The organism is Nocardioides sp. W7 (assembly GCF_022919075.1).
In the GTDB taxonomy this organism is placed as follows: Bacteria; Actinomycetota; Actinomycetes; order Propionibacteriales; family Nocardioidaceae; genus Nocardioides.
Window position 1 is genome coordinate 2,504,123 of the sequence record NZ_CP095078.1, and the last position, 13,132, is coordinate 2,517,254.

Annotated in this window: 13 protein-coding genes; 8 read left to right on the top strand and 5 right to left on the bottom strand. The window is 72.5% G+C overall.

The features are described 5' to 3' along the window. Nucleotides 1-52 precede the first annotated feature (52 nt). Complete coding sequence (locus tag MUB56_RS11880) at nt 53-1,267, top strand: aminotransferase class V-fold PLP-dependent enzyme (RefSeq protein WP_244932102.1); 1,215 nt, start codon at nt 53-55, stop codon at nt 1,265-1,267. Between the two features lie 3 nt (nt 1,268-1,270). Next, entirely contained in the window at nt 1,271-2,284 is a 1,014-nt protein-coding gene (locus MUB56_RS11885; protein WP_244932103.1) for a S66 peptidase family protein, read from the top strand. Here the strand turns inward: MUB56_RS11885 and MUB56_RS11890 are convergent, their stop codons facing one another. Genes MUB56_RS11890 through MUB56_RS11910 form a run of 5 tightly spaced genes read right to left on the bottom strand, consistent with a single transcriptional unit; the run spans nt 2,285 to nt 6,666 of the window. Then, nucleotides 2,285-2,620 (bottom strand): UBP-type zinc finger domain-containing protein, encoded by a 336-nt coding sequence (locus MUB56_RS11890; RefSeq protein WP_244932104.1) that lies wholly within the window; start codon nt 2,618-2,620, stop codon nt 2,285-2,287. Nucleotides 2,621-2,629: 9 nt separating this feature from the next. Next, entirely contained in the window at nt 2,630-3,283 is a 654-nt protein-coding gene (locus MUB56_RS11895; RefSeq protein WP_244932105.1) for a Pr6Pr family membrane protein, read from the bottom strand. Nucleotides 3,284-3,333: 50 nt separating this feature from the next. Beyond that, the gene (locus MUB56_RS11900) at nt 3,334-3,978 is read right to left on the bottom strand and encodes a response regulator transcription factor (protein WP_244932106.1); all 645 of its coding nucleotides are present in this window, start codon (nt 3,976-3,978) and stop codon (nt 3,334-3,336) included. Continuing rightward, nucleotides 3,975-5,954 (bottom strand): sensor histidine kinase, encoded by a 1,980-nt coding sequence (locus MUB56_RS11905; protein WP_244932107.1) that lies wholly within the window; start codon nt 5,952-5,954, stop codon nt 3,975-3,977. The genes MUB56_RS11900 and MUB56_RS11905 overlap by 4 nt, the downstream gene beginning before the upstream one ends. 7 nt (nt 5,955-5,961) lie before the next feature. Then, nucleotides 5,962-6,666 carry a hypothetical protein gene (locus MUB56_RS11910; RefSeq protein ID WP_244932108.1) on the bottom strand — a complete coding sequence of 235 codons (705 nt, stop codon included), beginning with the start codon at nt 6,664-6,666 and terminating at the stop codon, nt 5,962-5,964. 151 nt (nt 6,667-6,817) lie between these two features. On the opposite strand from MUB56_RS11910, the gene MUB56_RS11915 reads away from it, so the two are divergent. The 6 genes from MUB56_RS11915 (at nt 6,818) to MUB56_RS11940 (ending at nt 13,101) form a co-directional block, all read left to right on the top strand. Beyond that, nucleotides 6,818-7,234 carry a VOC family protein gene (locus MUB56_RS11915; RefSeq protein ID WP_244932109.1) on the top strand — a complete coding sequence of 139 codons (417 nt, stop codon included), beginning with the start codon at nt 6,818-6,820 and terminating at the stop codon, nt 7,232-7,234. Continuing rightward, a complete protein-coding gene (locus tag MUB56_RS11920) occupies nt 7,231-7,914 on the top strand; it encodes a 4a-hydroxytetrahydrobiopterin dehydratase (protein WP_244932110.1) in 684 nt (227 codons plus the stop codon). The genes MUB56_RS11915 and MUB56_RS11920 overlap by 4 nt, the downstream gene beginning before the upstream one ends. A gap of 248 nt (nt 7,915-8,162) precedes the next feature. Beyond that, entirely contained in the window at nt 8,163-9,914 is a 1,752-nt protein-coding gene (locus tag MUB56_RS11925; RefSeq protein ID WP_244932111.1) for an acetolactate synthase large subunit, read from the top strand. Further along, nucleotides 9,914-10,459: an acetolactate synthase small subunit gene (gene ilvN / locus MUB56_RS11930; RefSeq protein WP_244932112.1), complete on the top strand. Its 546-nt coding sequence runs from the start codon at nt 9,914-9,916 to the stop codon at nt 10,457-10,459. The genes MUB56_RS11925 and ilvN overlap by 1 nt, the downstream gene beginning before the upstream one ends. An 85-nt stretch (nt 10,460-10,544) precedes the next feature. Continuing rightward, nucleotides 10,545-11,573: a ketol-acid reductoisomerase gene (ilvC, locus tag MUB56_RS11935; RefSeq protein ID WP_280637401.1), complete on the top strand. Its 1,029-nt coding sequence runs from the start codon at nt 10,545-10,547 to the stop codon at nt 11,571-11,573. A gap of 301 nt (nt 11,574-11,874) precedes the next feature. Further along, complete coding sequence (locus MUB56_RS11940) at nt 11,875-13,101, top strand: calcium-binding protein (protein WP_244932113.1); 1,227 nt, start codon at nt 11,875-11,877, stop codon at nt 13,099-13,101. The last annotated feature ends 31 nt before the right edge of the window (nt 13,102-13,132 follow it).

Below are 13,132 nucleotides of genomic sequence, written 5' to 3' on the forward strand. Positions count from 1 at the left end.
GTAAAGCGGCTGTCCACAGGCTTGCTGACCGCCGGTCGCTACCCTTCGCCGGGTGAGGACCGACCCGACCGAGCTCGACCGCGGCGACCCGCTGGCGGCGTACCGCGACCGCTTCGTGGGGGCCGAGACCCCACTGGTCTACTTCGACGGCAACAGCCTGGGCCGGCCGCTGCGGGTCACCGGAGACCGCCTCAAGTCGTTCGTCGAGCAGGAGTGGGGCGGGCGGCTGATCCGGGGCTGGGACGAGGGCTGGCTCGACCTCCCGGCCCGGATCGGCGACGACCTCGGGCGGATCTGCCTCGGGGCCGGGCCCGGCCAGACGATCGTCGGCGACTCCACGACGGTGCTGCTCTACAAGGCGATGCGTACGGCGGTGGCGGCGCGGCCGGGCCGCACCGAGATCGTCGTCGACCGCGACAACTTCCCGACCGACCGGTACGTCGCCCAGGGCGTGGCCGACGAGTGCGGCCTGAGTGTCCGCTGGATCGACGTCGACACCACGGCCGGCGTCACCGCAGAGCTGCTGCGCGCGGCCGTGGGGGAGCAGACGGCCCTCGTCGTGCTCAGCCACGTCGCCTACCGGTCGGCGTACCTCGCGGACGTCCCGGCCCTCACCCGGATCGCCCACGACGCCGGCGCGCTCGTCCTGTGGGACCTGTGCCATTCGGCGGGCTCGGTGCCGGTCCACCTGGACGACTGGGACGTCGACCTGGCGGTGGGCTGCACGTACAAGTACCTCAACGGCGGTCCCGGTTCGCCCGCGTTCGTCTACGCGCGCAAGCGCCTCCACGACCGGCTGGCCCAGCCGATCCAGGGCTGGATGGGCCACCGCGACCCGTTCCTGATGGGGCCGTCGTACGCGCCCGCGCCGGGCATCCGCCGGATGCTGTCGGGCACCCCGCCGATCGTCGGCATGCTGGCGCTGCAGGACATGCTCGCGCTCCTCGAGGAGGCCGGCATCGAAGCGGTCCGGGCCAAGTCGGTCGGGTTGACCGACTACGCCGTCGAGATCGCCGGGGAGCTGCTGGTCGAACGCGGTGTCACCCTCGCGAGCCCCCGCGAGAGCGCCCGGCGCGGCGGTCACGTGGCCCTCGAGCACCCCCTGATGCGCGAGGTGACCGCGGCGCTGTGGGAGCGCGACGTGATCCCCGACTATCGCGACCCGCACGGGCTGCGGATCGGGCTGTCGCCGCTGTCCACCTCCTTCGCGGAGGTACGACGGGGGCTGGAAACGGTTCGCGACATGCTGGACGCCCTGACAGGCTGAGCCATGCGCTTCCCCCGACCGCTCCGTCCCGGCGACACGATCGGCGTCACCGCCCCGTCCAGCGGGGTGGACGACCGGATGCGGGCCCGGCTCGACGTGGCGGTCGCCTTCCTGGAGTCACGCGGCTACCACGTGCAGCTCGGCGACTGCCTCGGCGCCGGGCGGGTCGTCTCCGCCCCGAGGGAGCAGCGCGCGGCGGAGCTGACCCGGATGCTCACCGACCCGGCGATCCGCGCGGTGGTCCCGCCCTGGGGCGGCGAGACCGCGATCGACCTGCTCGACCAGGTCGACTGGTTCGCGCTGGAGGCGGCCGAGCCCACCTGGCTGGTCGGCTTCAGCGACCTCACCACCGTGATGCTGCCGCTGAGCCTGCGCACCGGCTGGGCGACGCTGCACGGCAGCAACCTGATGGACACGCCGTACGACCCGCCGGCCGGCCTGCTGCACTGGCTCGACGTCGCGTCCGCGACCGGGCCGTTCACCCAGCGCAGCCCCCGGCGCTACCGCAGCACGGGCTGGGACGACTACGTCGGCGACCCCGGCGTCCGCACGATGACCCTCGACCGGGAGGGCGGCTGGTCCTCGCTCGACGGAGCGCCCGTCGACGTGACCGGGCGCCTGGTCGGCGGCTGCATCGAGACGGTCTGCCACCTGGCCGGGACGCCGTACGGCGATGTCGCGTCGTACGGCCGCGCGCACCCCGACGAGGGTCTGCTGGTCTACCTGGAGGCCTGCGAGCAGGGCGCCTACGACATCTGCCGATCGCTGCACGGGCTCCGGCTCGCCGGCTGGTTCGAGCACGCGAGCGGCGTGATCATCGGTCGCACCAGCGCCCCGGACGCCGCGTTGATGACCCAGGCCGACGCGGTCGCGGACGCTCTCGGAGGGCTTGGCGTGCCGGTGGTGCTGGACGTCGAGTGCGGCCACGTCCAGCCGTTCCTGCCGCTGGTCAACGGCGCGCTGGGCCGGCTCGTCCTCGACGGCGAGCGCCAGGAGCTCACCCAGACCCTGCGCTGACTAGTGGATGAGGTCGCGCCAGTCCGCGGGCACCCGCCCGGCCGGGCCGGGCGTCGGCTGGTCCTCCGGGTGGGACGTGGGCTCGGCGAGGGCGGGGCCGAGCACCCCGACCTCCCTGGCGTAGTCCCAGAACCAGTCCTCGCCCGGCTCGAAGCTCTGCACCACCGGGTGACCGGTCGCGCGGAAGTGGGCGGTGGCGTGCTGGGCGGGGGAGGAGTCGCAGCAGCCGACGTGCCCGCACCGGGCGCAGCGGCGCAGGTGGACCCACCAGCCGCCGACGTCGTCGCACTCGACGCAGCCGGTGCCGCTGGGCCGGACGGAGGGGTCGACGGTCATGACGACACGCTAGTCCCAGGATGGTGCCGGACGGGAGTGCCGATCGATGCGGTACGCCGCCGCGAACAGCGCGAGGAACAGCACGGTCACCATCGCGGCCGCCGCCAGCACCCGCGGCCAGCCCTCGGCGTCGACGTCGAGGAACGGATAGGGGTACCAGCCGGTCAGCGCGCCGACGGCCAGGGTCCAGGCCAGCCAGAGCAGCGGCCAGATGAGCGCCCGGCGTACCTCGGTCAGGGTGACCCGCGGCCGCGGGCCGAAGGCCAGCCAGCCGACGACCACCAGCGCCGGCACCACCATGTGCAGCAGCTTGTCGGCCGCCCAGTCCCAGCCCGTCAGGTCGAGCAGCGGCCGCAGCAGCACGAAGTGCACCAGCCCGGTGACCGTGATGCCGACGAGGCCGGCCAGCCGCAGGGCCCGCCACCACCGCCCGTCGTACGACGGGTAGCGGGCGAGGGTGATCGCGGCGACGGCGACGAGCAGGTTGCTCTGGATGGTGAAGTACGAGACCAGTCGCCCGAGCCGCACCGCCAGGCCCGGCTCGCTCCGCTCGTCGAGCACCCCGCCGCCCTGCACGACGAGCACCAGCTGCAGCACCAACGCGGTCACGGCGACGACCCCGGTGACCAGGTGCCAGCGTCGCGCGGCGGTGGCGGTCGTCACCCCCGGAACCTAGGGCACGCCGACCCGGCGTGCCCAGGCGGGCGGGGCACTCAGTCGCCCCCGAGACCTTCCTCGCGGGCCTTGATCATCGCGGTCGCGCGGTCGGGGATGCCCAGCTTGGTGAGCACGTTGGAGACGTGGTTGCGCACCGTCTTGGGGCTCAGCACCATCCGGCGCGCGATGGTCGTGTTGTCGTAGCCGCGGGCCAGCAGGTCGAGCACCTCGCGCTCGCGGTCGGAGAGCTCCGGGAACGGCAGGCGTACGGCGGTGCGCCCCGCCATCAGGCTGGCCATCGCCCGGGCGGCGACCTGCGGGCCGAGGATCGCCTCGCCCTCCGCGACCGCCCGGATGCCGCGCTCGACCTGCTCGGGGGAGGAGCTCTTCAGCAGGTAGCCGCGCGCGCCGGCCCGGATCGCCGCCACCACCGACTCGTCGTCCTCGTCCATGGTCACCACCAGCACCGCCAGGTCGGGCCGACGGCGGACCAGGTCGCGGGTGGTCTCGATGCCGGAGTCGTCGCCGAGGTGCAGGTCCATGAGCACGACGTCGACCCGGTCGTCGACCCGCTCCATCGCCTCGGCGGCGGACTCGGCCTGGGCCACGACGCTGATCCCAGGCAGCGAGTCGAGGAGCCCGGCCATGCCGAGCCGGAAGACGGGGTGGTCGTCGACGACGGCGACGCGGATCTCGCTCACGGGGACGTTCCTACCAGTGGCAGCACGGCCGTGACGGCTGTTCCGCCCTCCGGGCGCGCCGTGACCTCCACCGTGCCGCCCTGCTCGGTGGCCCGTTCGCGCATCGACCGGGTGCCGACACCGGGCACCGCGTCGGTCGCGACCCCGCGACCGTTGTCGGCCACCTCCAGGACCAGCCGGTCCTCGAGGATTCGGAGGGTCAGCCGGCAGGTCGTCGCGCTCGCGTGCCGCACGGCGTTGGTGAGCGCCTCGCTCGCGATGGCGTACGCCGTCGCCGCGGTCCACGTGGCGAGCCCCCCGACCGGACCGGCGTCCAGCGAGACGCTCAGCCGGGAGTCGTCGTACCGGTGCACGAGCTCGCGGAGCGCCGGCTCCAGCCCGAGCTCCTCGAGGACCGGGGGGAGCAGGTGGTGGGAGAGCGTGCGGACCGCCTCGACGGCGACGTCGACCTCGCCCTGCAGGTGGGCGAGGAGCTCCCGGCCGGCCTCCGGGTGGTCGGTCAGCAGGTTGCGCGCTCCCTGCAGACCGAGCCGGATCCCGGCGAGCGAGGGGCCGAGGCCGTCGTGGATCTCGCGGCGGATCACTCGCCGCTCCTCCAGCCGGACCTGCGACAGTCGCTCGCGCATCCGCTCGACGTCCGCGGCGGAGCCGACGACGGCGACCGCCGCCGCCACGACCGAGGCGAGGTCGTCGAGGTTGCGCAGGTCGCGGGGTGAGAGCTGCTCGCCGGCCGTCGCCGTGACCTCGAGATCGCCGACGTGCTCGCCACGGTGCCGCAGCGGTACGACGGTGGGGAGACCCGCCGGCTCGCCCCACCGGACCGGCTCGGTCTCGTCGGTGTGCACGGTCACCGAGGAGAGCCGCATCGAGCGGCCGACGTCCTCGGCGAGCCCGCTCAACAGGTCCTCGACGGTGCCGGTGTCGGTGAGCTGCGAGCCGATCCTGCGGACCACCCGGCCGGGGTCGGCCGCCTCGCCGTGCACCAGCAGGTCGACCCGGCGGCCCAGCCGCAGCCGGAGCGGCTGCACGGCCACGGCGACCACGCCGGCCCCGATGAGGCGGGCCGGCTCCTCGCCGGGCAGCACCTGGGTCACCAGGGCGGTCGCGCCCAGGTAGAGCGCGAGCAGCACGGTGGTGAGCAGTCCGACCAGGACGGCCCGGCTGACCACCAGGTCCAACCCCCAGAGGCGGTTGCGCAGCACCACGACCAGCACCGCGGCCGGGAAGACCGCCTGGGAGGCGAGGTGCAGCGTCGGCACGGCCCACATCGGAGCCGGGATCCAGGGCAGGAGCAGTAGGAACGACGCCGCCAGGGCGGCCGTCCCCAGCGCCAGCCAGCCCAGCCCGTTGCGCTCCTCCAGCGGGCCGGTGCGCCGCCGGCGCTCGACCGCCGCGGCCGTGAGCAGGCCGTGCCCCGAGACCGCCAGCAGCATCGGCACGTAGGCCTGACCCGAGGTCGTGGACACCGGCAGGAAGCCCAGGCACAGGATCACCCCGACGGCGACTCCCCACCGGGCTCTACCGAGCGGGTGGTCGCGGACCAACCAGGGCACCACCAGGAAGAGCGCGAGCGTCCCGGGCACCCACCCGGTCCAGCTCAGCGTCGCGACCGCGTCGGACGGCGGCAGCCCGCCGGGCGCGGCCGCCCACGCGTCGTACGCGTAGCCGAAGGCGGACAGCCCGCCGCCCACGCCGGCCAGCGCGAGCAGCCACGCGACCGGGTGGGTACGCCGGCCGAGCACGACCGCCCCGACCGTGCCGTACAGGCAGGCCACGGAGACGTCGACGACGAAGAAGAGCAGGTTCGCGTCGACGGGTGGTCGCGCGAGCAGCAGGAGAGGAAGCGAGAGCACGGCCAGGCCCCAGGCGACCACGGCGAGTGCCGCGGCGGCCCGGGGCCGGCCTCCGTCCGTGACGACGAGCTCGACGGCCGCCTGCCGGGGGGACGTGACAGCGGCGACCGCACCCGACGTCACGGGCGGGTCAGGGGGTGCGGCCGGTCGACCGGTCACCGAGCGCGAAGCCGGCGCCGAGCAGCAGCACGAGGACGGGACCGGTGAAGCCGGCCATGTACTGCAGCGGGGACAGCCCGGCGATCGTGGTCAGGCCGCCGAGCACCGCCGCGACCCACCCGATCCAGCGGGGCGCGGCCGCGTGCCGCAGGGCCGCGACGGCGACGGCGATGCCGGTGACCCCCGCCCCGACCCACAGCCACGGCACCGTCCCGATCCAGTGCCCGACGACGGCGGCGAACTCCGGGTCGAGCTTCGGGTCGTCCGCCGTCACCCCGAAGACGATCTCGGTCGAGAAGGCGACCCCCATCAGGGCCGCCACCGAGGTGAGCAGCAGCCCCCCGGCGGCGACGTCCGGCAACAGGCTGCCGGCCGGGGCCTGGCCCTGGAGCCGGCGGCGCAGCCCGGCTGCGAAGACGAGCAGCAGCAGGCTCGCGACCATCATGGCGACGTGCAGGACCAGGAGGTTCGGTACGAAGTCCTCCAGGCGCTCGGTGATGAGCTCGGCGTCACCGGCGTACTTCTTGTTGTAGACGGCGTCGATCGAGAGCGAGGCCTGGATGCCGACCACCCCCGCGAGTCCGGCGACGGCGCCGACGATCGCCCAGCCGCGACCGGCGGGGCCGCGGTCGGAGTGATGGGAGGGGGGGATGGTCAGGGGCGGTGCGCTGGTCATGGTGGCTCCTCGGGTCGATGACGTCGGCAGCCTGGGGCGCCCGGTGTCCCGACCGGCAGGGCAGCGTGTCCCCAGTCATCGGGAGGTCGTCGGAGGGCCGGCGGGGAAGGGCCGTGGAGGCCTGGGGGTGCGCCGTGGCAGGGTCGGGCTCATGGACCAGCGGATCAGCTTCCTGACCCTCGCGGTGCGCGACCTCGACGCCAGCCGGGCCTTCTACTGCGACGGCCTGGGCTGGGTCGCCGACGTCGACGTCGCGGGGGAGGTGGTGATGATCCAGGCGGGCGAGCGGCTGGTGCTCTCGCTGTGGGCCGAGGCCGCGTTCGAGGCCGAGGTCGGTCCGATCTCCCGGGGCCCGGGCGTGGCCCCGTTCACCATCGCCCACAATGTCGCCACCCGGGAGGAGGTCGACGCCGTCCTGGCGACCGCGCGAGCTGCCGGTGCGGAGCCGGTGCACGCCGGCCAGGAGCGCGAGTGGGGCGGCTACACCGGCTACTTCGGCGATCCCGACGGGTACCGTTGGGAGATCGCCTGGAACCCCGGTCCCATCGGACGGAAGGTGCTGCCATGAGTTCCCCCACGGATGCCGACAAGGAGCGCCTGGACGGACACGGCGTCGAGGCCGAGCTGCTCGCCGACTGGCGGGTGATGTTCGCCGCCCTGCACGCCCGGTTCCGCACCGGTGACTTCGCCACGGGTCTGGCCCTGGTCGACGCGATCGGGGCGGCCGCCGAGGCGGCGAACCACCATCCCGACGTCGACCTCACCTACTCGCTGGTGACGGTGCGGCTGTCCAGCCACGACGTCGGCGGCATCACCCGGCGCGACGTCCGGCTGGCCCGCGAGATCTCCGAGGCGGCCGGGGGACTGGGCGCGACGGCCGACCCCGGCGGGGTCTCCGTCACCGAGCTCGCGCTCGACACCCACGACCGCGCGGAGATCATGCCGTTCTGGGCGGCGCTGCTCGGCTACCAGACGTCCGAGGGCGACGACCGTGAGCTGGTCGACCCGGACGGCAGTCGGACCACGCTGTGGTTCCAGGAGTCCGAGCCTCGCTCGTCCGAGGGCGTCGAGCAGCGGTTCCACCTCGACGTGCGAGTCCCGCCCGAGGTCGCCGAGCAGCGGATCCGCGACGCGGTCGCCGCCGGCGGCACGATGGTGAGCGACGACCGCGCGCCGGCGTACTGGGTGCTCGCGGATGCGCAGGGCAACCGGGCCTGCATCACGACCTGGCTCGGCCGGGAGGGCTGAGCCTTGACCGGCGCTCGGGGCCCATCCGCATCCCAAGACGGTCATCCCGTATCCTGGGACGACTGCCACACTGGGTGACGCGACGAGACCGACCGGCTACCGTGGTCGCATGCGCCAGGACCTTCTTGTACGCACGCGACGCGCCCGCTGACCTGTTCAGCCAGCGCGTCACCCCTCGTTGCCCAGCAACCGAGGGGTTTTTTGTTGCCACAGCACCGCATCGGGACCACGGGTAAGGAATGCAAGGAATGAGCGAGATCACGGGCGCACAGAGCCTGATCAAGTCGCTGGAGGCGGCGGGGGCCGAGCACATCTTCGGCATCCCGGGAGGCGCGATCCTCCCGGCGTACGACCCCCTGATGGACTCCACGATCCGCCACATCCTCGTCCGGCACGAGCAGGGCGCGGGCCACGCGGCCCAGGGGTACGCCGCCGCGACCGGCAAGGTCGGGGTCTGCATGGCCACCTCCGGGCCCGGCGCGACCAACCTCGTCACGCCGCTGGCCGACGCCCACATGGACTCGGTGCCGATGGTGGCGGTGACCGGACAGGTCGGCGCCGCCCTGATCGGCACCGACGCCTTCCAGGAGGCGGACATCCGCGGCATCACGATGCCGATCACCAAGCACAACTTCCTGGTCACCGACCCGGCCGAGATCCCGCAGAAGATCGCGGAGGCGTTCCACATCGCCTCCACCGGGCGCCCCGGGCCGGTCCTGGTCGACGTCGCGAAGTCGGCCCTACAGGCGATGACCTCGTTCGACTGGCCGCGCGAGCTGCACCTGCCCGGCTACCGACCGGTGACCCGGCCCCACGCCAAGCAGATCCGCGAGGCGGCCCGGCTGATCCTGGAGTCGCGGCGCCCGGTCCTCTACGTCGGCGGCGGCACCATCCGCGCCCGCGCCCACCGGGAGCTGCGGGTCCTCGCCGAGCTCACCGGCATGCCGGTCGTGACCACCCTGATGGCGCGCGGCGCGTTCCCCGACAGTCACCCGCAGCACCTCGGCATGCCGGGCATGCACGGCACCGTCGCCGCGGTCGCCGGCCTGCAGAAGAGCGACCTGATCATCAGCCTGGGCGCTCGCTTCGACGACCGGGTGACCGGCAACCTCGACTCCTTCGCCCCCGGCGCGAAGGTCATCCACGCCGACATCGACCCGGCCGAGATCGGCAAGAACCGCTACACCGACGTCCCGATCGTCGGTGACTGCCGCGAGGTGATCAGCGACCTGATCGTCGCGCTCAAGGCCGAGGCGGACGCCGGCACCACCGGTGACTACGAGGCCTGGGTCGAGTTCCTGAGCGGGGTCAAGAAGAAGTACGCCCTCGGCTACGAGACGCCGGCCGACGGCTCGCTCGCGCCGCAGTACGTCATCGAGCGGCTCGGCAAGATCGCCGGACCGGACTCGATCTACACCTCCGGCGTCGGCCAGCACCAGATGTGGGCCGCGCAGTTCATCGGCTACGAGAAGCCGAATACCTGGCTCAACTCCGGCGGGCTCGGCACCATGGGCTACTCCGTCCCGGCGGCGATGGGCGCGAAGGTCGGGATGCCCGACACCACCGTCTGGGCGATCGACGGCGACGGCTGCTTCCAGATGACCAACCAGGAGCTCGCGACCTGCGCGATCGAGAACATCCCGATCAAGGTCGCGATCATCAACAACGAGTCGCTCGGCATGGTCCGGCAGTGGCAGACGCTCTTCTACAACGAGCGCTACTCCAACACCAACCTGCAGCGGCACGGCGGCCCGGTCCGGATCCCCGACTTCGTCAAGCTCGCCGACGCCTACGGCTGCGTGGGCCTGTCCTGCGACAGCCCCGCCGACGTGGACGCCACGATCGAGAAGGCCATGGAGATCAACGACGTCCCGGTGGTCGTCGACTTCCGCGTGCACCGCGACGCCATGGTGTGGCCGATGGTCGCCGCCGGCACCAGCAACGACGAGATCAAGTACGCGCGAGACCTCGCGCCCGACTTCGACGAGGACGACCTCTGATGACTAGGCACACCCTGTCGGTCCTCGTGGAGGACAAGCCCGGTGTCCTGGCCCGGATCGCCGGGCTGTTCAGCCGCCGCGGCTTCAACATCGACTCGCTGGCGGTCGGCCCGACCGAGCACCCCGAGATCTCGCGGATGACCATCGTGGTCAATGTCGAGGGCTCGCCGCTCGAGCAGGTCACCAAGCAGCTCAACAAGCTGGTCGAGGTGATCAAGATCGTCGAGCTCGACCCGACCGCCTCGGTCAACCGCGAGCTGCTGATGGTCAAGGTCGCGGCCACCGCCGAGACCCGTGGCCAGGTGCTCGACACCGTCCAGCTGTTCCGTGCGAAGGTGGTCGACGTCGCCACCGACGCGGTCACCATCCAGATCACCGGCAACGCTGCCAAGCTCGCCGACTTCCTGCGCGTGCTCGAGCCCTTCGGGATCCGCGAGCTCGTGCAGTCCGGCATGGTGGCGATCGGTCGCGGCTCCCGATCCGTCTCCGAGCGCTCCCTGCGCCCGGTCGCCATTCCCGCTCCACCCGCCGCCACCGCTGGTTGAGGCGCGAGGCGCCCCGGCGCCGAGCCCCGAGACCCGGTGACGAGACAGTCAACCTGCACCACCACCAACGAAGGAGAAGCCCACCGTGGCTGAGATGTTCTACGACGACGACGCCGACCTGTCCCTGATCCAGGGCAAGAACGTGGCGGTCATCGGCTACGGCAGCCAGGGCCACGCCCACGCGCTGTCGCTGCGCGACTCGGGCGTCGACGTGCGCATCGGTCTGCAGCCCGGCTCGAAGAGCCGCGCCAAGGCGGAGGCCGAGGGCCTGCGCGTGCTGACGCCGGCCGAGGCCGCGCAGGAGGCCGACGTGATCGTCATCCTCGCGCCCGACCAGCACCAGCGGAAGCTGTACGCCGAGGAGATCGCGCCCCACCTCGCGGAGGGCGACACTCTGGTCTTCGGCCACGGCTTCAACATCCGTTTCGGCTACATCACCCCGCCCGAGGGCGTCGACGTCTTCATGGTCGCCCCGAAGGGCCCCGGCCACCTGGTCCGTCGCGAGTACGTCGACGGCCGCGGCGTCCCGGTGCTCGTCGCCGTCGAGAAGGACGCCTCCGGCACCGCCTGGCAGCTCGCGCTGTCGTACGCCAAGGGCATCGGTGGCCTGCGCGCCGGCGGCATCAAGACCACCTTCACCGAGGAGACCGAGACCGACCTGTTCGGCGAGCAGGCCGTCCTGTGCGGTGGCGCGTCGCAGCTGGTCATGTACGGCTTCGAGGTGCTCACCGAGGCGGGCTACCAGCCCGAGGTCGCCTACTTCGAGTGCCTGCACGAGCTGAAGCTGATCGTCGACCTGATGTACGAGGGCGGCATCGCCAAGCAGCGCTGGTCGGTCTCCGACACCGCCGAGTTCGGTGACTACGTCTCCGGCCCGCGGGTCATCACGCCCGACGTGAAGAAGAACATGGAGGCCGTGCTCGAGGACATCAAGAACGGTGCCTTCGCCGAGCGGTTCATCACCGACATGGACAACGGCTCGCCGGAGTTCACGGAGTTCCGCAAGAAGGGCGAGGCGCACCCGATCGAGACCACCGGCCGCGAGCTCCGCAAGCTGATGGCCTGGGTCAAGAGCCACGACTCGGACTACACCGAGGGCACCGCCACCCGCTGATCCACCCCGCTTCATGCCGAGCCGGCGCGAGTCGAGTTGCCCACCGCAGCTCACCCGCGCCGGTTCGTGCATTTTCCGCGCGAACCAATCGCGCCTGGCCGGCATCGGACTGGAGAGCAGGTAGAACAGAAGACCGGTCCCGGCCGGAACCGAGGCAGCGCTGAGGTGCGCCGCTCCTGCTGAGGCACCAGGAACTTCCACCGCCGACGAGGCGTGCGGCTTGAGCGGTGGGGAAGAGTAAAGGGCGGCGGTCCGGGCATCCGGACCTCCGCGCATCGAAATCGATCAGCTCGGAGGACAGATGAGAACGCAGCGACACAGAGGCACGATCATGGCCGCGGCGGCGACGTCGGGACTGACGCTCGCGGGCGTCGCGCTCGCCGTGGCGAGCCCGGCGCAGGCGGTCGGCGAGCAGTGCCAGGGGCAGGCGGCAACGATCGTCGCCACCGCGAACAACCAGGTACTGACGGGCACCGAGAACGTCGACGTCATCCACACCGGCGGCTTCACCGGCGTGAAGGTCGACGGCAAGGAGGGCAACGACCTCATCTGCGCCGTCTCCGGCACCAAGGCCGACCTCGACGGGGGTGCGGGCGATGACACCCTGGAGGACGTGGCCGGCACGGCCAAGGGTCGCGCGACCATCGTCTTCGCCGGTCCCGGCAAGGACACGTTCGTCGGTCTCGCCGGCACCGTGCTCACCTTCGAGCGGTCGACCGCCGCGGTGACGGTCGACCTCACCGCCGGCACCGTGGTCGACGGCGGTGACAACGAGACGGTCACCGGCATCCGGGTGGTCCGCGGAAGCGCCTTCGCCGACACCTTCACCGGGAGCGCCGACGCCGACACCTACGTCTCGAGCGTCGGGCCGAAGTTCGACACCGACGGCGACACGATCGCGACGGGCGCCGGGAGCGACACGGTCCGTGCCTACCGCGGCACCGTGGACGCCGGAGCGGGCAAGGACGACGTCACGGCGTACGCCGCGGTCGTCGAGGGCGGCACGGGCCGCGACACGATCGACCTCCGCTACGGCGGCACGGCGAACGGTGGCTCGGGCAACGACACCCTGAAGGCCGCGAGCTCCGTCAAGGAGGGTCCGGTCGCGGCGATCGCGACCGTCCTCAACGGTGGCACCGGGAACGACATCCTCTCGCCGGTGTTCGCCAGCGGCGCGGGCAGCCAGTACGTCAGCGGCACCGTCGACGGTGGCGAGGGGAACGACATCCTGAGCCTCGTGGGGCGCCGCCAGACCATCGTGGACCTGCAGTCCGGCGAGTCCGGCCGGGTCCGGGTCTCCGGCGGTCGGTCCGACCTCGCGTCGATCGAGTACGTCCGCGGCAGCGGCGTTCGCGACATCATCCGGGGCGACGACGGCCCGAACCGGTTCTCCGGCAACGGCGGGGACGACGCGATCAACGGCCGCGACGGCGACGACCGGCTCGACGGCGGTCCGGGGCGCGACGTGGTCAAGGGTGGCGGCGGCAACGACACCTGCAAGGCCGCGGAGGTCCGCGTCTCCTGCTGATCCGCACCACCTGCACGAAGAGATTCGTCGA